This is a genomic window from Massilia sp. UBA6681, assembly GCF_002454935.1.
In the GTDB taxonomy this organism is placed as follows: Bacteria; Pseudomonadota; Gammaproteobacteria; order Burkholderiales; family Burkholderiaceae_D; genus Telluria; species Telluria varians.
The window spans coordinates 24,525-49,334 of record NZ_DKJX01000098.1 but is presented as its reverse complement, the minus strand read 5'-3'; the positions used below and the strand labels follow the sequence as shown (position 1 = coordinate 49,334).

At 66.5% G+C, this 24,810-nt stretch carries 23 protein-coding genes; 16 read left to right on the top strand and 7 right to left on the bottom strand.

The annotated features are described in order from the left end of the window. The first annotated feature begins 68 nt into the window (after positions 1-68). The 10 genes from B2R83_RS18110 to B2R83_RS18065 all read left to right on the top strand — a co-directional run bounded on the left by B2R83_RS18110 (position 69) and on the right by B2R83_RS18065 (position 10,316). On the top strand, positions 69-1,457 hold the full coding sequence (locus B2R83_RS18110; protein ID WP_292044037.1) for an ATP-binding protein: 1,389 nt from the start codon (positions 69-71) through the stop codon (positions 1,455-1,457). Then, positions 1,454-2,311: a Flp pilus assembly protein CpaB gene (gene cpaB / locus B2R83_RS18105; RefSeq protein WP_285378056.1), complete on the top strand. Its 858-nt coding sequence runs from the start codon at positions 1,454-1,456 to the stop codon at positions 2,309-2,311. The genes B2R83_RS18110 and cpaB overlap by 4 nt, the downstream gene beginning before the upstream one ends. 24 nt (positions 2,312-2,335) lie before the next feature. Then, a complete protein-coding gene (locus B2R83_RS18100; RefSeq protein ID WP_292044036.1) occupies positions 2,336-3,925 on the top strand; it encodes a type II and III secretion system protein family protein in 1,590 nt (529 codons plus the stop codon). Positions 3,926-3,934: 9 nt separating this feature from the next. Beyond that, complete coding sequence (locus tag B2R83_RS18095) at positions 3,935-4,213, top strand: hypothetical protein (RefSeq protein ID WP_292044035.1); 279 nt, start codon at positions 3,935-3,937, stop codon at positions 4,211-4,213. Between the two features lie 47 nt (positions 4,214-4,260). Then, entirely contained in the window at positions 4,261-5,433 is a 1,173-nt protein-coding gene (locus B2R83_RS18090; RefSeq protein WP_027864516.1) for an AAA family ATPase, read from the top strand. A 32-nt stretch (positions 5,434-5,465) separates the two neighbouring features. Further along, complete coding sequence (locus tag B2R83_RS18085; RefSeq protein WP_292044034.1) at positions 5,466-6,812, top strand: CpaF family protein; 1,347 nt, start codon at positions 5,466-5,468, stop codon at positions 6,810-6,812. Positions 6,813-6,821: 9 nt separating this feature from the next. Then, positions 6,822-7,799, top strand: coding sequence for a type II secretion system F family protein (locus B2R83_RS18080; protein ID WP_292044033.1), 978 nt, complete (start codon positions 6,822-6,824; stop codon positions 7,797-7,799). A 29-nt stretch (positions 7,800-7,828) separates the two neighbouring features. Beyond that, positions 7,829-8,770, top strand: coding sequence for a type II secretion system F family protein (locus B2R83_RS18075; protein ID WP_027864513.1), 942 nt, complete (start codon positions 7,829-7,831; stop codon positions 8,768-8,770). Positions 8,771-8,787: 17 nt separating this feature from the next. Further along, the gene (locus tag B2R83_RS18070) at positions 8,788-9,897 is read left to right on the top strand and encodes a LytR C-terminal domain-containing protein (RefSeq protein ID WP_285378046.1); all 1,110 of its coding nucleotides are present in this window, start codon (positions 8,788-8,790) and stop codon (positions 9,895-9,897) included. 92 nt (positions 9,898-9,989) lie between these two features. After that, a complete protein-coding gene (locus B2R83_RS18065) occupies positions 9,990-10,316 on the top strand; it encodes a BON domain-containing protein (protein WP_209589505.1) in 327 nt (108 codons plus the stop codon). Positions 10,317-10,333: 17 nt separating this feature from the next. On the opposite strand, the gene B2R83_RS18060 is transcribed toward B2R83_RS18065, so the two are convergent. The 3 genes from B2R83_RS18060 to B2R83_RS18050 all read right to left on the bottom strand — a co-directional run bounded on the left by B2R83_RS18060 (position 10,334) and on the right by B2R83_RS18050 (position 13,006). Then, positions 10,334-11,101 carry a GIN domain-containing protein gene (locus B2R83_RS18060; RefSeq protein WP_292044032.1) on the bottom strand — a complete coding sequence of 256 codons (768 nt, stop codon included), beginning with the start codon at positions 11,099-11,101 and terminating at the stop codon, positions 10,334-10,336. 167 nt (positions 11,102-11,268) lie between these two features. Next, positions 11,269-12,084, bottom strand: coding sequence for a glycoside hydrolase family 16 protein (locus B2R83_RS18055; protein ID WP_292044031.1), 816 nt, complete (start codon positions 12,082-12,084; stop codon positions 11,269-11,271). 16 nt (positions 12,085-12,100) lie between these two features. Continuing rightward, positions 12,101-13,006, bottom strand: coding sequence for a polysaccharide deacetylase family protein (locus B2R83_RS18050; protein ID WP_292044030.1), 906 nt, complete (start codon positions 13,004-13,006; stop codon positions 12,101-12,103). A 629-nt stretch (positions 13,007-13,635) separates the two neighbouring features. Here B2R83_RS18050 and B2R83_RS18045 point away from each other — a divergent pair. From B2R83_RS18045 to B2R83_RS18025, 5 genes are all read left to right on the top strand, one after another. Further along, the gene (locus B2R83_RS18045; RefSeq protein ID WP_292044029.1) at positions 13,636-16,626 is read left to right on the top strand and encodes a TonB-dependent receptor; all 2,991 of its coding nucleotides are present in this window, start codon (positions 13,636-13,638) and stop codon (positions 16,624-16,626) included. Positions 16,627-16,729: 103 nt separating this feature from the next. Then, on the top strand, positions 16,730-18,316 hold the full coding sequence (locus tag B2R83_RS18040; RefSeq protein ID WP_292044028.1) for a tryptophan halogenase family protein: 1,587 nt from the start codon (positions 16,730-16,732) through the stop codon (positions 18,314-18,316). 31 nt (positions 18,317-18,347) lie between these two features. Beyond that, entirely contained in the window at positions 18,348-19,058 is a 711-nt protein-coding gene (locus tag B2R83_RS18035; protein ID WP_292044027.1) for a SapC family protein, read from the top strand. After that, positions 19,033-20,055, top strand: a complete 1,023-nt coding sequence (locus tag B2R83_RS18030) for a cupin-like domain-containing protein (protein WP_292044026.1) — start codon at positions 19,033-19,035, stop codon at positions 20,053-20,055. The genes B2R83_RS18035 and B2R83_RS18030 overlap by 26 nt, the downstream gene beginning before the upstream one ends. Positions 20,056-20,065: 10 nt before the next feature. After that, complete coding sequence (locus B2R83_RS18025) at positions 20,066-21,571, top strand: tryptophan halogenase family protein (protein ID WP_292044025.1); 1,506 nt, start codon at positions 20,066-20,068, stop codon at positions 21,569-21,571. Between the two features lie 11 nt (positions 21,572-21,582). Here the strand turns inward: B2R83_RS18025 and B2R83_RS18020 are convergent, their stop codons facing one another. The 3 genes from B2R83_RS18020 to sugE are packed head-to-tail and all read right to left on the bottom strand — an operon-like array spanning position 21,583 to position 22,457. Continuing rightward, entirely contained in the window at positions 21,583-21,756 is a 174-nt protein-coding gene (locus B2R83_RS18020; protein ID WP_161783924.1) for a hypothetical protein, read from the bottom strand. Between the two features lie 13 nt (positions 21,757-21,769). After that, positions 21,770-22,129, bottom strand: coding sequence for an NADH-quinone oxidoreductase subunit A (locus B2R83_RS18015; RefSeq protein WP_027864502.1), 360 nt, complete (start codon positions 22,127-22,129; stop codon positions 21,770-21,772). Positions 22,130-22,139: 10 nt separating this feature from the next. Next, a complete protein-coding gene (gene sugE / locus B2R83_RS18010) occupies positions 22,140-22,457 on the bottom strand; it encodes a quaternary ammonium compound efflux SMR transporter SugE (protein WP_292044024.1) in 318 nt (105 codons plus the stop codon). A gap of 89 nt (positions 22,458-22,546) precedes the next feature. Between sugE and B2R83_RS18005 the strand changes: the two genes are divergently transcribed. Beyond that, positions 22,547-23,551 (top strand): LysR family transcriptional regulator, encoded by a 1,005-nt coding sequence (locus tag B2R83_RS18005; RefSeq protein ID WP_292044023.1) that lies wholly within the window; start codon positions 22,547-22,549, stop codon positions 23,549-23,551. Here the strand turns inward: B2R83_RS18005 and B2R83_RS18000 are convergent. Continuing rightward, positions 23,490-24,800, bottom strand: a complete 1,311-nt coding sequence (locus B2R83_RS18000; RefSeq protein ID WP_292044022.1) for a sugar MFS transporter — start codon at positions 24,798-24,800, stop codon at positions 23,490-23,492. The genes B2R83_RS18005 and B2R83_RS18000 overlap by 62 nt on opposite strands. Positions 24,801-24,810: the final 10 nt, after the last annotated feature.

The window sequence follows — 24,810 nt, the reverse complement described above, 5'->3', positions numbered from 1 at the left end:
GGGAAGCGATGGTTAGAATCAATTTAACAAATGTAAGAAATATCCGCACCTCATCAGGAGGTTTCCTTATGGAAGTGTTTTCGCCACCCAGGCCAAGCGCTCCTTGCGACGCGCGGCCGGCAGCTGGAGCCGGCAGCGGACCCGAGGCCGATCCCGCTCCGGTCCTGCCGCGCCAGCCACGCACAGTGCGGGATACCGGCCTCGACGCGCGTCTGGTCACCGCACTCACGGTCAAGATCATGCATGCCAGCGGCAAGATTCCGCTATCGCTCCTTACCGGACGGCTGCGCCTGTCGGTCAGCGTGGTGCGTGAAGTGCTGCAGGGGCTGGTTGCGGAGCAACTGGCCGAGGTGGCCTGGCAAGGCGATTCCGACATCGACGTGCATTACCAGCTGACCGCCTTCGGGCTGCGCGCTGCTGCCGAGTACCTGGCGGAATCGCGCTATATCGGGCCGGCCCCGGTGACGCTCGACGCTTACCGCAGCGTCGTGGAAAAGCAGTCGCTGCGCCAGCCCGGCGCCCCCCGCGTCACGCCCACAGAGCTGCAGGCCACCCTGGCGGAGGACGGCATCGATCCCGCGGTGCAGGAGTTGATCGGTGCGGCGCTGCATTCGAACCGTCCGCTGATGCTGTACGGTCCTTCCGGCAGCGGCAAGACGAGCCTGGCGCGCAAGTTCGCGCGGCTGCGCCAGGAGCCGGTGGCCATTCCGTACGCGGTGCTGGTCAACCACGAGATCGTGCAGATATACGCTCCGGACCTGCATCCCGCGCCGCTGCAGCCGCGCGCCCTGGAAGAACGGCGCAGCTGCGACGCGCGCTGGGTACTGTGCCAGCGCCCGCTGGTGCATGTGGGCGCCGAACTGGCGTGCGACATGCTGGAACTGCGCATCGACGCCGCCAGCGGCGTGCTGCGTGCACCGCCGCACTTGCTGGCCAACAATGGACTGCTGGTGCTCGATGACATCGGCCGCCAGCGGGTGCCGGCTGCCGAGGTGCTGCACCGCTGCCTGGGCGCGCTCGAGAGCGGCACCGACCATGTCGCGGTGCCGGGTGGGGCCAGCCATGCCCTGCCGTTCGACGTGTCCCTGGTGCTGGTCACGAGCCTGGCGCCGCAGGCGGTGCTGGATGAATCCTGCATGCGCCGCGTCGGCTACCGGATTCCCGTGGGCCCGCTTTCCGAAGCCGGCTACCGCGCGCTGCTGCGGCGCCAGTGCCGGATGCGCGGCATCGAGGCCGACGACGACGCGGTCGATTACCTGATCAACGAACTGCACCGCCGCACCCGGCGTCCGTTGCTGGCTGCCTGGCCGCATGAGCTGCTGGGCCGGATTGCCGACTTCGCCGGGTTCGCCGACCACACGCCACGTCTCGACGTGAATAGCGTGGTCCAGGCGTGGAGCAGCCTGTTCGGTTCTTGCGCGGCGCTCGAACCCGGTAACCTGGGAGATGCTCGATGAAAAACAAGCGTGCCGTGATCGTGATGACGCTCGCGATCCTGTTCGGCCTGACGGCCGTCCTGCTGGCCTCGCGCTGGCTGCTGACACAACCGGCCAAGCGCGCCGATCACATCGTGGTGGCGGGGGCCGACATCAGCATCGGCCAGCGCCTGACGCCCGAGATGCTCAAGCTGGTCGAATGGCCGGCCCACAGCGTGCCGAAAGGCGCGTTCGACGATCCGCAGAAGCTTGGCGGCCGGGTGCTCAAATCGAGCATCCTGATGGGTGAGCCCCTGAGCGAGGCCAAGCTGGCCCCGGTCGGCACGGTGGGCGGCCTGTCGGCCCTGATCACCGAGGGCAAGCGCGCCATCACGGTTCGCGTCAACGACGTGATCGGCGTGGCCGGTTTCGCGCTACCCGGCAACTACGTCGACATCATCGTCAGTACCCAGACCGAGACCAAGGCGCAGGACGGACAGCAACGCGAGCGAAGCATCTCCAAGATCGTGCTGGAACGGATCCTGGTGCTAGCGGTGGCGCAGGAAGTCAACCGCGACGAGACCAAACCGAAGGTCGTGAATGCCGTCACGCTCGAAGTCACGCCCGAGCAGGCCGAAAAGCTCGACCTGGCGCGCAGCGTCGGAACCCTGTCGCTGGCGCTGCGCAACCAGATCGACCCGGCTCCGGCCGAGACCCTTGGCGCCACCAAGGAGAACCTGTTGCCGGCGCCGGCCTCGCCCGTGCGGGCCGTGGCGATGCCGGTACGCGCACCCCGGCCGCAGGCGCAGGCGCCGCGTCCGGTCCCTGCAGCGGCACCGCGGCGCGACTGCGTCAAGGTCATCAATGGCCTGCACGCTTCACAAGAATGCTTCTGACCTTATCGATCCGGGATGGATGCCATGAACAGACGCCTCAATCTTGCACGGTTTGCCGCTGGCCTGGCGCTGGCCGCCGCCGCGCCTTCCCAAGCGGCTTCCGCAGCCAAGCCTGCAGCTGCCGCTCCCGCCAAACCAGCTGACAGTGCCGCTGCCAAACCGGCAGCCGCCAAGCAAGCGGAAACGCGTTCCCAGCCCGCGATGGGCTGCAGCGGCGAAGCCGCGCGCCCTGCCACGCTGTCGCTCAACATGGGCAAGTCCACCATGCTGCGCCTGCCCGAGCGGGTGCTCAACCGCAGCGTCGGCAATCCGGCGATCGTGCAGGCGATGCTGGTGTCGCCGGACACGCTGTACATCGCCGCTGTCGACGTCGGCACCACCAACATGATCGTGCAGGGAAAAAGCGGCTTGTGCAGCGTGGTCGACATCGTGGTCGCGATGGACCCCGCCGTACTGCAGGCGACCCTGGCCGCAGCAATGCCCGAGGAAAAGGATATACGGGTGATGGCCGCCGCCGATTCGCTGGTGCTGACCGGCACCGTCAGCGACGCCGGCGCGCTCACCCGCGCGGTCGAGCTGGCGACGGCGTATGTGCGGCGTCCGCTGCGCCAGCTGCCGTCCGCCGACAAGGCCAATGATAACGACGGCGTCATTCCGCTGGCCAACAACAACGGCGGGGGCAGCGCCGGCGGCGCCGCCGCGGCAGCCACGCGCGTGATCAACCTGCTCAATGTCAGCGCACCCCAGCAAGTGCAGCTTGAAGTCAAGGTGGCCGAGGTGTCGAAGACCCTGCTCGAGCGGCTCGAGACCGACGCGGCGTTCAGCTTCGGCTCGGGCAGCTGGACTACCCGGCTGGTGTCGAATTTCCTGACCGGACGGACAACCAACGGCATTCGCTTCGACAAGGACAACGGCAACCGGCTGGTGGGGGCGGCCGATAAACAGGACGGCCTGGTGCGCGTGCTGGCCGAGCCGAACGTACTGGCCATCAGCGGCCAGGAGGGCACCTTCCTGGCCGGCGGCAAGTTCTACATCCCGGTTGCCCAGGACAACAACAAGGTCACGCTTGAGGAAAAGGAATTCGGCGTCGGCCTGCGCTTTACCCCGACCGTCCTGTCGGGGGGACGCATCAACCTGAAGGTGGCGCCGGAAGTGTCCGAGCTGTCGCGCGAAGGGATCGGCGTGTCGGCGTTCGGCATTACCGGCAGTTCGATCCTGCCGGTCGTGACCACGCGCCGCGCCAGCACCACCGTGCAGCTGTATGACGGCCAGAGCTTCGCCATCGGCGGCCTGGTGAAGAACAACCTGGTGGCCAGCCTGAAGGGCCTGCCGATGCTGGGCGAAGTCCCGGTGCTGGGCGCGCTGTTCCGCAGCACCGACTTCCAGCAGGACCGCACCGAACTGGTGTTCGTGATCACCGCGCGGCTGGTCAAGCCGATCGCGGGCGCCGGTTATTCGCTGCCGACCGACAAGGTGGGCATACCGACGCGTGGCGAGGTGATGCTCGGCGGCCGCCTCGAGGGCGATGCCCCGGCCGCGACCACCGCCGCCGCGTCCACGCCGCAAGTCGCGCCCCCCGCTGCGCAGACCGCCGGCGGCTTCGAACTCAAATAGGAGGCATCCGTGAAGAACCCGACCTACTTTCTGCTGCCGGCGCTGGTGGCCGCCTGTCTGCAGGGCTGCATGCATACCACGCCGGAGTGGGACAGGCAATTCGGCACCGCCACGCGCGCCAACCTGGCCATCCAGGTGCTCGACCCGGCCGCAGCCAGCAACCGCGATCCTGCCGTCGGGGTGGACGGCCGCGCGGCCAAGGGAGCGCATGAGCGCTACCAGCGCAGCTTCGCCCAGCCGGAAGCGGCACCGGCGCCGATCTTCGTCACCGCTGGCAGCGTGCGATGAGCGCCTGCCTTCCACTTTGACCAGATGCGCCAGCAACGAGGCCCGCCATGAAAGCGCTACTTATCAGCCGCGACAGCCAGCTCTATGCGGAGATCGCCTCCCAGGGGGCGGCCCGCGTGCCGCCGCTGAACCTCGGTGCCGTTCGCGCCAGCCTGCGCGAGGCACTCGACCGCCCCGAAGCCGACACCCCGCAGCTGGTCATCATCGACGCCACCCAGACCGAACCCTCGGAAGCCCCCCTGCTTGAACGCCTTGGCCGCCAGTATCCCGAAGCCCATCTGATGCTGCTGACCGACCAGAACCATCCGGACCTCCTGATCCACGCCATGCGCGCAGGCGTGCGCGAAGTGCTGCAGCTGCCTCTGGTGCACCGTGCCTTTCACGAGTCGATGGACCGCATTTCGGCCGCGGCCGGGGTGTCGGGCCTGCGCGACGGGAAGATCCTCGCCTTCATCGCCTGCAAGGGCGGCAGCGGCGCCACCTTCATCTCGACCAATTTCGGCTACGCGCTCGCTACGCTGGCCGCCAAGAAGGTGCTGCTGATCGACCTGCACGGCCAGTTCGGCGACGCCGCGTTGTACGTGTCCGACCAGAAGCCGAGCATGACCCTGTCCGACGTCTGCGCCCAGATCGCGCGCGTGGACGGGCCCTTCCTCGATTCCTGCGTGGTCCATGTGACCCCGGGCTTTGGCGTGCTGGCCGCGGCCGACGACGCCGCCCACGCGAAGGAAGCCAAGCCGGAGCACATCGACACCATCCTGCGCGTCGCGCGCCAGCACTACGACTACGTGCTGCTCGACGTCGGCCGCCAGATCGACGCGGTGTCGCTGCGCGCCCTCGACGTCACCGACACGATCTATCCCGTGCTGCAGCTGGCGCTGCCCGACATCCGCGATGCGCGCCGCCTGCTCGACATCTTCCGCTCGCTCGGCTACGTGCTGGACCACATCCGCCTGATCGTCAACCGCTACGAAAAGGGCGGCAAGCTGCGCCTGCAGGACCTGCACGCGGCCTTGGGGTGCGAAGTGGTGCACACCTTCCCCAACGACTACGTCGCCGTCACCGACTCGGTCAACCAGGGCGTCCCGGTGCTGCAGCTGTCGCGCTCGAGCGCGGCCGCGCGCAGCCTGGCCGACATGGTCGAACTGGTGACGACGCGGCGCGTCCAGGAGAGCAGGGGACTGCTCGACCGCCTGTTCGGCCGCGGCGAAGACGACTGATCAACACGAAACAGAACGACACGGAGCCACCCATGTCCTTACGTGAACGCCTTGCGAGTACCGGTCAGGAACGCCAGCCCGGCGTGGTCGTGCCGGAAGTCGCCAACCAGGCCTATCAGGAGCTCAAGAAGCAGATGCACCAGATGATCCTGGACCGCATCGACCTCGAGCGCCTCAAGCGGCTCACCGCCGAGCAGTTCAAGCACGAGCTGGCCCTGCTGATCCAGCGCATCATCGAGGAGGAGCGCATCGTGCTGAACCAGCACGAACGCCACCACCTGGTGCTCGATATCCAGCACGAGATGCTCGGCTTCGGCCCGCTCGAGCCGCTCCTGAACGACCCGAGCGTTTCCGACATCCTGGTCAATACCGCCAGCAAGGTGTATGTCGAGCGGCGCGGCAAGCTCGAACTCACCGACATCAGCTTTCACGACAATGCCCACCTGATCAAGATCATCGAAAAGATCGTCTCGCGCGTGGGCCGGCGCGTCGACGAATCGAGCCCGATGGTCGATGCGCGCCTGCCGGACGGTTCGCGCGTCAACGCGATCATCCCGCCGCTGGCGGTGGACGGGCCGCTGCTCTCGATCCGCCGCTTCGGCTCTTCGCCGCTGTCGGTGCAGAACCTGCTCGACTATAAAAGCCTGACCCCACCCATGATCCGGGTGCTGGAGAGCCTGGGTGCGGGCAAGGTGAACATCCTGATCTCGGGCGGCACCGGCAGCGGCAAGACCACCTTGCTGAACCTGATCTCCGGGTTCATCCCGGCCACCGAGCGCGTGCTGACGATCGAGGACGCGGCCGAGCTGCAGCTGCGCCAGCCGCACGTGGTGCGCCTGGAAACGCGTCCGCCGAACATCGAAGGCAAGGGCGAGGTGACCCAGCGCGCGCTGGTGCGCAACGCGCTGCGGATGCGTCCCGACCGCATCATCCTGGGCGAGGTGCGCGGCGCCGAGGCGCTCGACATGCTGCAGGCGATGAACACCGGCCATGAGGGCTCGCTCGCGACGATCCACTCCAACACGCCGCGCGACGCGCTGTCGCGGCTGGAAAACATGGTCAGCATGGCCGGCGTCAACCTGACGGCGCGCGCGATCCGCCAGCAGATCGCTTCCGCCGTGACGGTGGTGGTGCAGGTATCGCGCCTGACCGACGGCACGCGCAAGGTGGTCAGCCTGCAGGAAATCACCGGCATGGAAGGCGACATCATCTCGATGCAGGAGATCTTCCGCTTCGAGCAGAGCGGCGTGGACGCCGACGGCAAGGTGAAAGGGCGTTTCAGCGCCACCGGCGTCCGTCCGCGCTTCGCCGAGCGCCTGAAGATGTTCGGCGTGCCGGTGCCGGAAGACACCTTCGATCCCGACCGGATTTTCGACTGAGGAGGCAGCATGGACGTGCTCTTCTACGCTTTCGTGGTATTCCTGTTCGCGGCCGCGGTCCTCGCGATCGAGGGCACCTACCTGTGGTGGATGGGCACGCATGGCGCGGCGGCGCGGCGCATCGCGCGCCGGCTGCAGGTCATGTCCGGTTCGTCCGGGCGCAGCGGCGAGCGAATCTCGATCCTCAAGCAGCGTCCCTACAGCCGCAACGCGGCCTTCGACCGCTTCCTGCACCGCATCCCGCTGGCGGACCGGATCGATGCCCTGCTGGTGCAGGCCGGCACCACCAACACGGTCGGTCAATTCCTGGCCTGGTCGCTAGGCTGCATGGCCCTCGCCGCCGTGGTGTCGCTCGGCTGGCAACTGCCGGCCGCATTGCGCGCCCTGGTGGCCCTGCTCGGGCTGGGCGTGCCGTGGGTCCTGCTGCGCCGTACGCGGCAGCGACGCCTGATCCGCATCGAGCAGCAACTGCCGGATGCCGCCGATTTCATCGCCCGCGCACTGCGCGCCGGCCACTCGTTCAGCAACGTCCTCCAGATCGTCGGCAACGAGCTGCCGGAGCCGCTCAGCGGGGAGTTCCGCATCGCCCGCGAGGAGATCAACTACGGCGCCCCGATGAACGAGGCCTTGCACGCCATGGCTGCGCGCATCCCGCTGACCGACCTGCGCTACCTGATCATCGCGGTGCTGATCCAGCGTGAATCGGGCGGCAACCTGGCCGAGATCCTGGGGAACATCAGCCAGATCATCCGCGCCCGCCTGAAACTGGTGGCACACGTGCGCGTGCTGTCAGCGGAAGGAAGAATGTCGGCGATGATCCTGACCGTGCTGCCGTTTGCCGTGCTGGGCATGATGCTGGCGATGAACCCGAAATACATCAGCGTGCTCTGGACCGACCCGAACGGCGTGCGCATGATGTGGTACGGCCTTAGCATGATGCTGGTCGGCGTCGTCTGGATGCGCAAGATCATCCGCATCCGCATCTGAGTCCGGCCCGCATCCCTCCAGAGGTGAACATGACATCCTCCCAGCTGATCTTCCTGTTTATCGTCCTGTGCGTCGTCACCGGTCTGGCCTGGCTCGGCCTGGTGCTGTTTGCGCCGCTGGCCCTGCGCGATCGCCTGCGCCGCTTCCTCGGCAATGCAGAGCAGAGCCAGCTCGATGCCGGGGGCGGCTGGGTCGAACGGGTTGCGAGCGCAGCCAAGCCCCTGACCAAGCTGTCGGTGCCCGAGGAGGGCTGGGAGAAATCCAGCCTGCGCACGCGCTTCATGAATGCCGGCTGGCGCAATCCGTCCGCCCTGTCGCTGTATTTCGCGTCGAAGACGGCGCTCGCACTGGTGCTGCCGGCACTGGTGGTGCCGCTGACCATCGTCTACAGCAAGGCGCTGCTGGGCTGGCGGATGATGGCCTTGCTGCTCACCGCGGCCGCCATCGGCTATTACCTGCCCAACATGATCCTCGAACGTATCGTGCAACGCCGCCGCCGCGAGATTTTCGAAACCATCCCCGATGCGCTGGATCTGCTCACGGTGTGCGTCGAGGCAGGCCTGAGCCTGGAGCGTGCGCTGGTCAAGGTGGCGAACGAGATCCACATCAAGAGCGCGGTGCTGGCGCAGGAATTGCAGCTCGTCCTGATGGAAATGCGCGCCGGTTTCTCCAAGGAGAAGGCGCTACGCAACTTCGCGCTGCGTTCGGGTGTCGAGGATGTCGACACGCTGGTGGCCATGCTGATCCAGTCCGAGCGTTTCGGCACCAGCGTCGGCGATGCGTTGCGCGTCCAGTCCGACAGCCTGCGTCACAAGCGCCGCATCGTGGCCGAGGAATGCGCCGCCCGCATCGGCCTGAAGCTGTTGTTCCCACTGATTTTCTGCATATTCCCCATGCTGCTGATGGTACTGCTCGGCCCCGCCATGATCCAGATTTCGCGGACCCTGGGCAAAGTGGCCGGTGCGGATTGAACACGAAGGAGCCCCCCATGCCAAGCCTTACCTTGTTCGCACGTCTGGCGCTGCTGTGCGCCGGCGCTACCCTGGCGGCCTGCGCGCCCTTCGGCGCCCGTCCCGCCTTCGACGGCGCCGCGCCGGCCGCCGACGACGCCTATCTTGCCGGCCGCAACCACCACCTGGCGCGCCGCTACGAGGAAGCGCGCGCCGCCTACCAGGCCGCGCTGCAGATGGCGCCCGCACACGTGAACGCCCGTAACGGGCTGGCCACGCTGTATGCGGAGCAGCGCGAGTTCGCCACCGCGATCGCCTTGTGGCGCGCATTGACCGAATCGCTGACGATGTCGTCCGGTCCCGGCAAGGCCTACCTGTTCAGCAACCTCGGGCAGGCCCATTTCCTCAACGCGGAATATGACGATGCGCTGGTCGCGCTCGAGAAAGCCTGCCTGCTCGACCCGCTCAACCACCGTTCCTGGCAACTGCTGGGCGAAACCTTGCGCAAGCTCGGGCAGGAAGAGCGCGCGCAGCAGATGCTGAGCCAGGCGGATGCCTTGCGCGCCCACGACCTGCGCGCGGACTATGCCGCTGCCGGCAGCCAGAGCCAGGTGGCGGCGATCGACCGCGCGCTCAAGGCGCCGGCGCGCGAGGAGGCGGGCTGGAGCCAGGTGCAGCTGCTCGTCGGCGCGGATGGCATGCTGGAGCTGCGCCGCGCTCCGCCGCCGGCAGGCCCGTCCGCTCCGGCAAGGCTGCCGGAACCGGCGCCGGCGCCGGCCACGCCGGGGCGGGACGCGCCACTCCTCGCGCTGGTAGAGATGCGCAATGGAAATGGCGTCTCGGGCATGGCACGCTCGCTGGCACGCCAGGTCGGCACGGGCGGGCTGAAAGTGACGCGCCTGTCGAACCAGAAGGGTTTCGGCGTGCGCCAGACCCGCATCGAATATGAAGCGGCCTACCGCGAGGCGGCCGAACGCCTGGCCAGCCGCTTCGGCAGCGCGCAGCTGCAGGAGGTGCCCAGCTGCGCCCCCGCCAACCTGCGCGTGGTGCTCGGGCGCGACGTCGCCCACCGGGGTTTCGCCTTGCGTCCTGCGGCCCCGGCTGGCGATGCGGCAGCGCCGGTACTGGCATTGAACAAAGCTGACTAAAAAAAGGTCCGTCTGCACGTTTGGCCGGCATCAAACGTCGACCGCTGGTACCCGAGAGAATGGGCTGGTCTGCCTTCTCTTGGGAGCCCTCCATGAACCTTTCCTACCGCATCCATCTGATCCTGCTCGGCGTGGTACTGGCTATCCTCAGTGCCTGCGCGCCGTCCGGCACGCACCGCGGCACCGGTGAATACATCGACGATGCCGCCATCACCACCCGGGTCAAGACCGCTTTGGCCACCGATCCGCAGGTCAAGGCAACCGAGGTCCAGGTCGAAACCTACAAGGGAACGGTGCAGCTCAGCGGTTTCGTCGATTCGTCCGAGAGCGTCGCGCGGGCGGCACAGCTCGCCCGGGAGGTGCCCGGGGTGAAGGAAGTGCGGAACAGCATGGTCGTCAGGGATCGGCTCCGCCAGTAGGGCCGTTCCCGGGCAGCTTACTTCCAGCTGACCTTGCCCATGCCGTTGGTGTTGGCATTGCGCGTCGCCGGGTTGCCATAGACAGTGGCCGAACCCATGCCGCTCAGGTCGATCTCGGCCGCGCGGGTCGCGTGCACCGTTGCGCCGCCGAGGCCGCTCATGTCGAGGTCGACCGATTCGGCGCGCAGGCCTTGGGCTTCCAGGCTGCCGACACCTGCCAGCTTGGCGCGCAGCAGCTTGCTCTCGCCATTGACGCTGATGCGGCCGGCGCCGCGCAGGCTGAGGTCGACGCGTTCGGCGCGCACGCCGTTCAGGGCGAGTCCGCCGACGCCGCCCAGGCGCGCGTCGATGGTGCGGTAATTGCTGTTCATGGTGACCGATCCGGCGCCGTCGAGGGCAAGCTGGATCGCATTGCCCGAGAAGCCGGTGACGGTCGATGCGCCCACGCCCTGCGAGGTGAACTCGGCGAGGTTGGGCACGGTCAGTTCGGCGCGCAGCTTTTCGCTCATGTCGCCGCGGCGGGTATTGAAGGATTCGGTACCGATTTCCAGCGTGTCGCCGCGCTGGGCGGTGGTGATGCGTTGCACGAAGCGGCGGTCACCCGAGACGACCAGGGACGGCGTATTGCCCTGGCGCAGGACCAGGTCGACGATGCCATCCAGTTTCACCTTGGTGACCCTGGCATCGACGCTGCGGTTCTCGCGCACGACGTCGTCGGCGATGACGGGGCTGGCGACCAGTGCGAGCGTGGCGGCGACGGCGGCGGCACTCAACAGTTTTTTCATGCTTGTTCTCCGGTAGGTTGTCGATGGAGGCACTATAGGCCGCTGTCGTGCCGCATCCGAGCCGATTGCGATGAACTGCGCAAACCACGGTCTGGAGCGTAAAAAACCGGCATGGCGCGAACAGGCCGCATGGCGCGCCGGCAGCGGCGCAGCCTGCGGCCAGGGGCTTACTGTCCCGGCGTGGCGCGCCGGTAGACGCGCACATAATCCACCAGCATCCGCTGCGGCAGGACCGTGCTGCTGTCCGGATTGCCGGGCCACGCGCCACCGACGGCCAGGTTCAAGAGCACGAAGAAGGGATGCTCGAATACCCAGTCTCCCTTGACCAGGTTCGGCCGCGCCGTATGGTAGTGGATGCCGTCGCGATACCAGCGGATCTCGCCGCGCTCCCACTCCACTGCGAACACGTGGAAGTCGTCGGCAAAGATGCCGCTCGCCAGGGTCGAATGGGTAGTAAAGGCCTTGTCGCCCGAATAGCCGGGACCGTGCAGCGTGCCGTGCACGTTCGACGGCTCCTTGCCGATGATCTCCATGATGTCGATCTCGCCGCTGCGCGGCCAGCCGACCTTCCCGATGTCCGCGCCCAGCATCCAGAAGGCCGGCCAGATGCCCTGGCCCTTCGGCACCTTGATGCGCGCCTCGAAGCGGCCATGCATCTGTTCCATCAGGCCGGCGGTCTTGAGGCGCGCCGAGGTGTAATCCTTGCCGCCATAGGCTTCCCGGCGCGCCTCGATGACAAGCATGCCATCCTCCACCCGGACGTTCTCCGCCCGGCCGGTGTAATGCTGCAGTTCCTGGTTGCCCCAGCCATGGCCACCGGTCTCCGCCACCCATTTCGTGCGGTCGAGCTGGTTGCCGTCGAATTCGTCGCTCCATGCCAGCGTCCAGCCGGCCGGTGCGTCTGCGGGCGTGGAGGCGCAGCCGGTGGCGGCCAGTGCAAGCAGGGTGGACAGGGTGGCGGCGAAAAGGCGGATCGGTTTCATGGGTCTCCTTGTGGCCTCAGGGCGCCGCCGGGGGACGGGCCTGCTGCTGCCTGACGTGCTGCATGATGTTGATGAAGGTATCGGTCCAGACCAGCTGGCGCTTGTCCGCCAGGAAGCGCAGCAGTTCCACGTGGGCCTGCGCGGAAACGCTGAGGTAGTCGCCGCCGATGCCATGGAAGGTGAAGTTGACCATGGTGCCGCGCTGAATCGCCTGCTTGACGATGGCGATCAGCTCCGCGCCGCTGCTGCCGCTAGGTGTCGCCACCGGCACCGCGAGTGGATCGAGCGTGTGCATCGCATCGATGACGCCGCTGCCGCCGGTGACCTTGATCGCGACGAAGGCGGCGCGCACCGCGGGCAGGTAGTCGCGTCCGCCGGCCTGGGTGTCGCCGCAGGGCAGCGTGAAGGTGCGTTCCTGGCGTCCGTCGATCGCCGCCAGCATGGTATTGGCCAGCAGGACCTGGTCGCCCATCTGCGCCACGCTCATGGCATCGAGGTCGCGGTGCGGCTCGACCCAGTCGCGCCCGGGCTTGCTGCGCGCACACTGGTGGAACAGGCTGTGGTTGCCGAGTTCGTGCCCGGCCCGTGCGGCGGCGCGCCATCCCTCCATGCGCCGCGCCACCGCCGGATTCGACAGGGTCAGGTAGAAGCTGCCCTTCAGGCCGAGCTTGTCGAGGGCGGGCAGGGCATGGTCGAGCTGGGAATCGAGGGCGTCGTCATAGGCGAGGCTGACGGCGGCCCGCGCCCCCTGCGGCCAGGCGAAGCCGCTGCGGGTGTCGGCTACCGCGGCGGCAGGCATGGCGCCATGCAGCCCTGCGGCCAGCACACAGGCGAGCACGCGGCGGCGCCACGTTCCTCTCTCCAGCAGGTCCGCACGCGGCGCGCTACCGGCAACGTCGTCCGCGTTTTCAGCTCGCTCCATGTTCATCCTTTTCCGCCCTTATTTGGAAACGTTACCAGAATGTCAACCCGACTATAGCACTGAGGATTTTTCAGTGTCAATTGCGCGGCGGCGCGGGAGACAGGCACGAACGAACGCCAGTCTTCACTCTCACGTGTAAGCAATGTTGCAAATCAGCCGCATTTCGACACGTACCTACGCGGAATATTCCGTTGACAATTTTTTTTGCTAACCCTAATATTCAAACAACTTTACATGGAAACGTTTCCATGTGCCTGACGGATGGTTGAAGAATTGCTTGATCAACGAAGCATCGCAAGATGCGAGCCTGAGCGATTACAGATGAACGAGCGCAGCGCGCACCGCTTTACCCGCTACCTGGCAGCGAGGACATCGGCACCGGCCGCATGTCCTCGCTGTGCCGTCTGGTGGCAGGACGCGCCATGCGGCCAGGACCGGCGCCTGAAGGCACCGCGGCGAGGAGGTGCCCAGCGATAGGGACGGCAGCAGGGACGACAGCAAGGACCGCCGGCGGCGTGCAGCCTGGATTCAGCCGGCACAGGTAGTGGAGACACCGTTGGATTGGGTGACGGTCATTTAAAAAAAAACAGGAGAGCACCATGTATTACCCCAAGGCTAAGCAGACATTGATGAGCCTGGCAGTAGCCAGCGCATGCGCGGCATTCATCCCGGCGCATGCCCAGGAAGTCGCCTCGACCTCCGGCGCCGCCGCGACCACCGACCCGGCAGCCCTTACCCCGCAAGAGGCCAGCACCCCATCCTCGCCGGCCGGCGTCCAGACCGTCGTCGTGACCGGCCTGCGCGCCAGCCTCGAATCCTCGATGGCCCTGAAGCGCAACGCGCAGGGCTTCGTCGACGGCATCGTCGCCGAAGACATCGGCAAGTTCCCGGATACCAACCTGGCCGAATCGCTGCAACGCATCAGCGGCGTGTCGATCGACCGCAGCATCGGCGAAGGTTCGAAGGTCACCGTGCGCGGCGTCGGTCCCGACTTCAACCTGGTGCTGCTCAACGGCCGCCAGATGCCGACCTCGATCCTGGGCGATCGTCCGGGCCGCGCCTACGATTTCGCCAACATCGCGTCCGAAGGCATCTCCCAGCTGCAGGTGTACAAATCGGCGCGCGCCGAGACCCCGACCGGCGGCATCGGCGCCACCATCAACGTCATTACCGCACGTCCGCTGTCGCGTCCCGGCCTGCAGGCCACGATCGGCATCAAGGGCGTGCACGACACCTCGGCAGAGAACCTGCCGGGCGACGTCAAGCGTGGCGGCAAGGTCACGCCCGAAGTGTCGGGCCTGTATAGCAATACCTCGGCCGACGGCCGCTTCGGTATCGCCCTGTCGGGCAGCTACCAGGAGCGCAACCTGGGCTACAACGTGGCTTCCGTCGGCAACGGCTGGAAAGGCCCGTTCCGCGGCGACGAGAACAACTGGGGCACCATTCCGCAACCTGGCACGCCGGGCTCGGAAAACATCACCAACCGTCCGAAGCCGACGGACCTGTACCAGGTGCCGCAGAACATGAACTACGCCATGAACGGCATCCAGCGCCAGCGTACCAACGGCCAGCTGACGCTGCAGTACGCGCCGAGCAAGGCCCTGACCACGACCCTCGACTACACCTACTCGCAAAACAAGATCCAGACCCGCCGCCAGGACCTCTCGGCCTGGTTCAACTTCGGTCCATCGTCGAGCACCTGGACCGATGGTCCGGTCGCCGCGCCGCTGGTGTACACCGAGATCATCAACCCGGCCAACAGCGACATCGCCATGGGCGGCGCCGACTTCGCCACCAGGACCGAGAACAATTCGCTCGGCTTCAACGCTGCATGGAAGGTCAACAGCGACATCCGCCTCGAGCTCGACGCCCACCGTTCCACCGCCGAATCGAAGCCGGACAGCCCCTTCGGCTCCAGCAACACCCTCGGCACCGCCAGCTTCAGCCGCGGCACCACCAGCGTCGACTTCTCGAAGGACCTGCCGGTCCTGAGCATCCAGGGAGCCGACTTCCAGCGCGCACCGCAGCAGGTGACCGGCTCGGTGTTCGAGAACGCCTACGTCAAGAGCGAGATCAGCCAGGTCCAGACCCATGGCAGCTGGAAGATGCTGGAAGCGTCCGAGCTCAAGTTCGGCCTCGCCACCACCGACGCCAAGAACCGCTCGGCCTTCTCGGTGCAGCAGCGTGACGACACCTGGGGCGGTGCGACCAAGGCGTCGGATTACCCGGCCAGCTACTTCCACCAGGAGAGCCTGCGCCAGTACTTCGACAACATCGACGGCCACGACAACCCGAACCTGTTCAACACCTTCTACACCTTCGACTTCGCCGCCTTGCGCCAGCTGGCCGCGCAGGTGACCGGCAAGCCGGAGCTGTACATGCCGAAGTCGGGCTATACCACCGACCAGCGCACCCGCGAGAAGTCGAAGAGCCTGTACCTGCAGTTCAACACCGACTGGGATTTCGCGATGCCGGTGCACACCTCGGTGGGCGCGCGCTACGAGACGACCGAGGTCACCTCGACCGCGCTGGTGCCGATCGCCTCGTCCTACACCTGGGTGTCGCAGAACGAGTTCGCGGTGGGCCTCGGCACGCCGGCCTTCACTACCCTGACCGGCAAGTACCATCACTGGTTGCCGAGCTTCGACGCCGACATCGACCTGCGTTCCGACATGAAGGGCCGCTTCAGCTACGGCGAGACCATCGGCCGCGCGCGCTATGACCAGCTTACCGGCGGCCAGGTGCTCGAGACCCTGGGCCGTATCGAAGGCGGCCGTGGAAGCCAGGGCAACCCGGGCCTGCTGCCGGTCAAGTCGAAGAACATCGACCTGGCCTGGGAGTGGTACTACGACAAGTCGAGCTTCGTCTCGGTCGGCCACTTCCGCAAGAGCCTGGAAAATTACGCCGGCGTGTCGCAGGTCACGGCCCAGCCCTTCGGCCTGCGTACCCCGGTGGGCGGCGCCTACTGGAACGCGGCGATCGGCGCCGGTTGCGCGAGCTCGGACACGATGTGCATCCGCAACTATATCTTCCGCAACTTCGCAGGACGTCCTGGCGTGACGCGTGGACCGGATGACGTCAACGGCAACGCCACCGGTTCGATCGCCGGCCAGCCGAACGACCCGATCGCCAACTTCCTGATCACGAGCTACTCGAACCAGAAGGCGGCGCGCCTGCGCGGCCTCGAGTTCAACGTGCAGCACATGTTCGGCACCTCGGGCTTCGGCCTCCAGGCCAACTACACCAAGGTCGACTCGGGCCTGGGGTACGACAACGCCAGCATCGGCGAGCAGTTCGCGCTGGTGGGCATGAGTGACTCGGCCAACCTGGTGGGTATCTTCGAGAACGACAAGTGGAACGTGCGCGCGGCCTACAACTGGCGCGACAAGTTCCTGGCAGCGACCTTCGACGGCGCCGGCGCGAATCCGCAGTATGTCGAAGCCTACGGCCAGCTTGACCTGAGCATCGGGTACAACGTCAACAAGAACATCAGTGTCCAGTTCGAAGGTATCAACCTGACCGACGAGATCCGGCGTCTGCATGGCCGCAACGAGCGCCAGGCCCTGTATGTGGAGCAGTCCGGTCCGCGCTACATGCTGTCGGCCCGCTACAAGTTCTAAGCAGACAGGAAGTGCACATCAGCGGACCGTGGCCCTCGCCATGGTCCGCTGTGTTCATTTTCAGGTTAGACTTGCCCAGCATTAGTTTTTATTGAAAACAAATATGGCGAGCACCATCATCAGGCATGTCGTCATCGTAGGGGGAGGATCGGCCGGCTGGCTGACCGCCGCCGTCCTGGCATCGGGCTTCCAGGCGCTCGAGCAGGGTGGCCTGCGCGTGACGCTGATCGAATCGCCCGACGTGCCGACCATCGGCGTCGGCGAAGGCACCTGGCCGACCATGCGCGACACCCTGCGCGCGGCCGGCCTGTCCGAATCCGCCTTTTTCCGCGAGTGCGACGCCGCCTTCAAGCAGGGCTCGCGCTTCAACCGCTGGGTCAATGGCGGCGACCACGATTACTACTTCCACCCCTTCGTGCTGCCGCAGGGCTGGGGCGAGGCCGACATGGCCGGCCGCTGGCTGGAACGCCATACCGATATTCCCTTCGCCGACCTGGTGAGCTACCAGCCGCACCTGTGCGTGCACGGGCGCGCGCCCAAGCAGGCCGCCACGCCGGAATTCGCGGCGGTGGCCAACTACGGCTACCACCTCGATGCCGGCAAGTTCGGCCTGTTCCTCAAGAAGCACTGCCTGGAAAAGCTCGGCGTGCACTATGTGCCCGACCATGTCACCGGCATCCGCTCCCACGAATTCGGCGAAATGAGCGGCGACATCGCCGCCCTGCACACCAAGGCGCACGGCGAGCTGGCGGGCGACCTGTTCGTGGACTGCACCGGCATGCAGTCGCTGCTGCTCGGGAAGCACTACGGCGTGCCTTTCATCCCGCAGCGCGGCGTCCTGTTCAACGACAGCGCACTGGCCGTCCAGGTGCCGTACCTGGCGGAAGACGATCCGATCGCCTCGCAGACCACCTCCACCGCGCAGGAAGCCGGCTGGATCTGGGACATCGGCCTGCCGACCCGGCGCGGCATCGGCCACGTGTATTCGAGCGCGCACACGAGCGACGAGCAGGCCGAACGCGCGCTGCGCGCCTACATCCGCGCCACCGGCGGCCCGGACGACATCCCCGCGCCGCGCAAGCTGAGATTCGAACCCGGTTACCGCGAGCGCTTCTGGCACCGCAACTGCGTGGCCATCGGGTTGTCCGCCGGCTTCATCGAGCCGCTGGAGGCGTCGGCACTGGCCATGGTGGAGCTGTCGGCCTCGATGCTGCTCGACGAGATGCCGGCCACGCGTGAGCAGATGGAGATCAGCGCCCGGCGCTTCAACGAGACCTTCACTTACCGCTGGGAGCGGGTGATCGACTTCCTGAAGCTGCACTATGTGCTGAGCCGCCGCGAGGGCGCGCTCGATCCGCATGGCTACTGGCGCGACAACCGGAGCAGCGAGACCATCCCGCAGCGCCTGGCCGACCTGCTGGCGCTGTGGCGCCACCATCCGCCTTCGCGCTACGACTTCAATCGCATCCAGGAAGTCTTCCCGGCGGCGAGCTACCAGTATATTTTGTACGGCATGGGTTTCCTTCCGGAACCCGGCCAGGCGCGGCGCGAGCGCATCGGCGAGGGGAGCGGCGCCATGGCGGACGGCTTCCTGCGCCAGGCGGCCGAGCTGACGCGCCGGATGCTGCCGGCGCTGCCGGACAACCGTGCGCTCATCGCGCACATCGTGCGCCACGGCCTGCCGACCTGACAAGACAACGACAACGAGAAAGAGACACCACATGGCCAAGCCAGTACTGCTGAATAACATCGACCACAAAGACCTGCGCATCATCACCCGTCACGGCAGCAAGCTGGACGACAGCCACGCCTATGTGCAGACCTTCGCCGGCGAATTCCGCCTCCTGCAGGCCCACTACCCGATCATCTTCCGCAAGCAGAGCGAGGCCCATGCCTACGAGCCGATCGCCCTGTTCGGTTTCGAGACCGACGAGAACCTGTTCCTGGAAGAAGACCGCTGGGACGCGCCCACCCTGCCGCTGCTGGTGGAGCGCCTGCCTTTCCTGATCGGCCGCGAGGGTGACGAGCTGATGATCCATATCGACGTCGACAGCCCGCGCGTCAGCACCACGGAGGGCGAGCCGATCTTCCTGCCGCACGGGGGCATGAGCCCCTACCTCGAGCACGTCAACTCGATGCTGCTGACCATCCACGAAGGCATGGGATCCAACGCCGCCTTCATCGAAGCGCTGGAGAAGCATGAGCTGCTCGAAGGCTTCTCGCTCGACATCACGCTCGACGACGGATCGGAGAACCGCCTGGCCGGCTTCTACACCATCAACGAAGAGCGCCTGGCCGCGCTGGACGCTGCTGCACTCGACAGCCTGCACAAGGCCGGCTGGCTGTCCGCCATCTACTTCCAGGTCGCGTCGCTGTCGAACTTCCGCGCCCTGATCGACCGCAAGAATGCACGCCGTGCTGCCCGCGCCTGAACCCATCCGGGAAATCAGCGGCCTGACGCCGCGCGACCTCGGCCCGAGCATTCTCGAATCCTCCGAGCCGATCGTGCTGCGCGGCCTGGTGGCAGGGTGGCCGATGGTTCAGGCGGCGCGTCAGTCGCCGGCAGCCGCCGACGCCTACCTGCGCCGCTTCTACCGCGACGCCACCGTCAACGCCATGCTCGGCCCGCCCGAGATCGAAGGCCGCTTCTTCTACAACGAGGCGATGGACGGCTTCAACTTCGCCCCGGTGCGCGTGCGCCTGGACAAGGTGCTGGCCGAGCTGGAGCGCTACCGCGGTGTCGACAATCAGCCGGCGATCTACGTCGGCTCGACCACGATCGACACCTGCCTGCCCGGTTTCCACGACGAGAACCGCATCGACCTGGGCGGACGCGACGCACTCGGTTCGATCTGGATCGGCAACCGCACCCGCATCGCCGCCCATTACGACCTGCCGGACAACCTGGCCTGCGTGGTGGCCGGACGGCGCCGCTTCACCCTGTTCCCGCCGAGCCAGGTCGAGAACCTGTACATCGGCCCGCTCGACCTGACGCCGGCCGGCCAGGCCATCAGCCTGGTCGACTTCGTCAAGCCCGACCTGGGGCGCTTCCCGCGCTTCGCCACGGCGATGGCGCATGCGCTGGCGGTCGAGATGGGGCCGGGCGACGCGCTGTTCATCCCCAGCATGTGGTGGCACCATATCCAGGCGCTGGAAGACTTCAACGTGCTGGTGAACTACTGGTGGCGCCAGTCCCCCGACTACATGGACACGCCGATGAACGCGATGATGCACGCCTTGATGAGCGTGCGCGACCTGCCTTTGGCGCAGCGCGAGGCCTGGGCCGGACTGTTTCGCCACTACGTGTTCGAAGCGGACGACCAGACCGCGGCCCACATCCCGCCGAACGCGCGCCGCGCCCTGGCCCCGATGGATGCCGAGAGCGTGCGCAACATCCGCGCCCAACTACTGAAAAGAATGAATCGCTGAGGAGGGAGACATGGAACAAGGATTGAATGGTATCGGAAAGCCCATACGCCGCGTCGTCATCGCCGGCGGCGGCACCGCCGGCTGGATGGCGGCCGCCTGCATCTCGAAGGTGCTGGGCAAGCGACTCGACATCAAGCTGGTCGAGTCCGACGAGATCGGCACCGTGGGCGTGGGCGAGGCGACCATCCCGACCCTGCTGAACTTCCACAACCTCCTCGAGATCAACGAGCAGGAGTTCATGGCCGAGACCAAGGCCACCTTCAAGCTCGGCATCAGCTTCGAAAACTGGCGCAACGTGAACGAGGATTACATCCACTCGTTCGGCCTGGCCGGCACCGACCACTGGACCGCCGGCTTCCAGCATTTCTGGCACAAGGGCCGCGAGCGCGGCCTGGCCGGCGACTATGGCGACTACTGCCTGGAGCTGCGCGCTTCCCAGGAGAACAAGTTCGCCCACCTGCCGCGTAGCGGCATGAACTACGCCTATCACCTCGATGCGAGCGCCTATGCGCGCTACCTGCGCAAGTTCAGCGAGCGATTCGGGGTGCAGCGCATCGAGGGCAAGATCGTCGACGTGACCACCAGTGCCTTGAGCGGGCAGGTGCGCTCGATCACGCTCGATTCGGGTGCGGACATCGAGGGCGATCTGTTCATCGACTGCACGGGTTTCCGCGCGCTGCTGATCGGGCAGGCGATGGGCGTCGAGTACGAAGACTGGTCGGAGTGGCTGTTCAACGACAGCGCGGCCGCGCTGCAAACGAGTTCGGTGCGCGACGCGATTCCGCTCACGCGTTCGATCGCCCACCCCTTCGGCTGGCAATGGCGCATCCCGCTGCAGCACCGCGTCGGCAACGGCATCGTGTTCTCGAGCCGCTACGTGGAAGAGGGCGCGGCCATCGAAGCGCTGCTGGGGAACATCGAAGGCGAAGCCTTGATGAAGCCGCGCGTGATCCGGTTCAAGCCGGGCCAGCGGCGCCAGATCTGGAAGAACAACGTGGTCGCGGTCGGCCTGTCGAGCGGCTTCCTGGAGCCGATCGAGTCGACCAGCATCCACCTGATCCAGCGCAGCATCATCCGCCTGATGCAGATGTTCCCGACCAGCGGCATCGTCCAGAGCGACGTCGACGAATTCAACCGGCAGGCCTGGGAAGAGGTAAGCCAGATCCGCGACTTCATCATCCTGCACTACAAGGTCAACAACCGGATCGATGCGCCTTACTGGACGGACGCGCGCAACATGGAGGTGCCGAAGTCGCTCCAGCACCGCATCGACCTGTTCCGCGAAACCGGGCGCGTCTTCCGCATTTCGAACGAGCTGTTCGCCGAGAACTCGTGGATCCAGGTGATGCTGGGGCAGGGCATCATGCCTTACCGGCACCACCAGTCGGCCGACCTGATGGGCGACGAGGAGCTGTCGCACTTCCTCGGTTCGATCAAGGGGCAGATCGACCGTACGGTGGCCGGCCTGCCTTCGCACCAGTCCTATGTGGAGCGCTATTGCTCGACGCCGAAGTAGGCCAGCAAGGGCTACCAGCCGTGCTCCAGCACGTGCAACCAGGTGCCCGCGCTGACCGCCAGGGCGATGCAGGCCGCGCTCCCGAGGATGCCGGCATCGCGCCGGTTGCGCGACCTGAACTCGCGCCATGCAATCCAGGCAAGGCATAGCCCGATCAGGCCATTCGAGACAAGCATGGCGTTCATGTCGTGCAGCTCCTCAGTCCCATTCCATCGCTCCTTTCTTCCATTCGTAGGCGAAGCCCACCGCCAGCAGGCCCAGGAACACCATCACGGCCCAGAATCCGGCGCTGTCGAGCTCCATCAGGGCCGCGGCCCAGGGGAACAGGAACACCACTTCCAGGTCGAACAGGATGAACAGGATCGCGACCAGGTAGTAGCGCACGTCGAACTTCATCCGTGCATCGCCGAAGGCTTCGAAGCCGCACTCGTAGGCGGACAGCTTTTGCGCGTCCGGCCGGTGCGGCCCGAGCGCGCGGCCCAGCAATTGCGGCACGACGCCCACGGCGATGCCGACGAGGATGAAAAGCAGGACCGGCAAGTATTCAGAAATATCCATGATCGCTCGTTCAGTGTGAAACCATCTTCAGGCCGACGATGCCGGCGCCGATCATCGCGATGCACAGCAGCCGTGACGGCGAGGCCGACTCGCCCAGCAGCACGATGCCGACGATCGCGGTGCCGATCGCGCCGATGCCGGTCCAGATCGCATAGGCTGTCCCCACCGGCAGCGTCTTCAGTGCATAGGACAGCAGGCCGAAGCTGACGGCCATCGCCGCCAGCGTGCCGACCGAGGGCCACAGGCGCGAAAATCCTTCGGTGTATTTGAGGCCGACCGCCAAGGCGATTTCGAACAGGCCGGCAACGAGGAGGGCTCCCCAGACCATGATGTTTCCTTTCCATGCAAAAACGATGACGGCATCTTATTTCTGTATTCGAGATAGAAAAAGTCAGAAGCTGTCAGTAAAATTGAAAGATGGCCTTTGACCTCGACAACCTGAAAGTCTTCCTGGCGGCGGTGGACCACGGTTCCTTCTCGGCCGCGGCGCGGGCGCTGCGGCGCGTGCCGTCCGCCGTGAGCATGGCGATCGCCAACCTGGAGGCGGAACTCGACCTGCAGCTGTTCGACCGCAGCGGCCGCGAGCCGCGGCCCACGGCGCATGCCGCGGTGCTGCTGCCGCAGGCCCGCCTGCTGGTCGAGCAGCTGCAGCGCATGAACAGCCATGCGCTGTCGCTGACCCGGGGACTGGAAACCTCGCTGACGATCGCCCTGGTGCCCGAGCTGCTGGCGGCGGCGCCGTGGAGCGAAGCGCTGCGCCGGCTGGCGTTGGAATACCCGCTGCTGAAGGTGGAAGTGCTGACCGCGCCGCAGGCCGATGCGCTCGCCATGCTGCAGAGCGGGCGCGCGGACCTCGCCCTGGTCTATGAGCGCTATGGACGCGAAACCAACGAAGCCTTCGAGGAGGTGGCCGAGGAAAGGCTGGTCGCGGTCGTCGCGCCCGGCCATCCCCTGTGCCAGCGCATGGGCAAGGAAGCCATCCGCGACGAAGACCTGCTCGCCGAGCGCCAGGTGCTGGTCGCCGGCCGCGACACCGAGTACGTCGACAAGCGCATCGCCGTCGCGCGCATGCAATGGCGAACCGATAACCCGGCCGCGGCGCTGGCGCTGGTGAAGGCCAGCCTGGGCTGGGCATGGCTGCCCTCGGGCCTGGTGCGCGAGCATCTCGAGCATGGCGAACTGGTCGAGATCCCGACCGCGAACTTCACCAATGTGCTGCGCTTCTTCGTCGACGTCATCTGGAACAACGAGCGTCCGCCGGCCCTGGCGGCGCGCCGCTTCATCGCGCTGATGGAAGCGCTGCGCGAGGACGAAAAAAATGCCCGCTTGTCAGGCGGGCATCCTGGAAGGGCTGACGGCTTCAGGCCGCCGCCACCGGCTGCTTGTGCAGGTTCGCGTACTTCAGGCCGAAGTACAGGATGAACAGGTAGCACACGGCCGGCACCAGGAAGGATGGCTGCAGGCCGATGGTGTCGGCAAACATGCCCTGCACGAAGGGCACCACGGCGCCGCCGACGATGGCCATGCACAGGATGCCCGAGCCCTGGCCGGTGAACTTGCCCAGGCCGTGCAGCGCGAGGCTGAAGATGGTCGGGAACATGATCGAATTGAACAGGCCGACCGCGATGATCGCCCACATGGCCAGCTGGCCTTCGCCGAAGGTCGCCGCCAGCACCAGCAGGATCGAACCGAGGGCGTTGACGGCCAGGGTCTTGCCCGGGCTGACGTAGCGCATCACGGCGAAGCCGATGAAGCGGCCCACCAGGGCGCCGCCCCAGTACAGGCTGACGTACTGCGCCGCATCCGCATGGCTCAGGCCCGCGATGTTGCCCTCGCCGAGGAAGTTGATCAGGAAGCTGCCGATGCTGACTTCCGCGCCCACGTACAGGAAGATCGCGACCGCGCCCAGCACCAAGTGGCGGTAGGCCATGGCGCCGCCCTTGCCGTCGGTGGCCGGCTTGCCGTCGTCCGCATGGCTGATCTTCGGCAGCTTGGCCACCGCGAACAGCACCGCCAGCAGCGCCAGCGCCGCGGCCAGGCCGAGATACGGGCCCTGCACGGCGGCCGCTTCGGCCGCCTTGTGCGCGGCCTGCTCGGCGCTAGGTAATGCCGCCAGCTGCTCGGCGCTCAGCGCGACCGTGGACAGGATCAGGATGCCGCCCAGCGCCGGCGCCACCGTGGTGCCGAGCGAGTTGAAGGCCTGGGTGAGCGTGAGGCGGCTGGACGCGGTGCGCGCCGGCCCGAGCACGGTGACGAAGGGGTTCGCCGCCACCTGCAGGATCGTGATGCCGCTCGCCAGCACGAAGAAGGCGAACAGGAACAGGCCGTAGCCGCCTTTCGAGGCCGGGTAGAACAGGGCGCAGCCGGCGGCCGCGATCATCAGGCCGGTGACGGCGCCGTTCTGGTAGCCGATCTTGCGGATCAATGCCCCGGCCGGCAGCGACACGATGAAGTAGGCGCCGAAGAAGCAGAACTGCACCAGCATCGCCTGCAGGTAGGTGAGGGTGTAGATCGACTTCAGGTGCGGGATCAGGACGTCGTTGAGCGACGTGAGCAGGCCCCACATGAAGAACAGGATGGTGACGATGACGAGCGCGCCGGTGTGCGGGTTGTGCTCGGATTCGAGCGCCTGCGCCGCCGCCGGCGCCGGGTTCTTGACTGTGTTCTGCATGGGGTCTCCG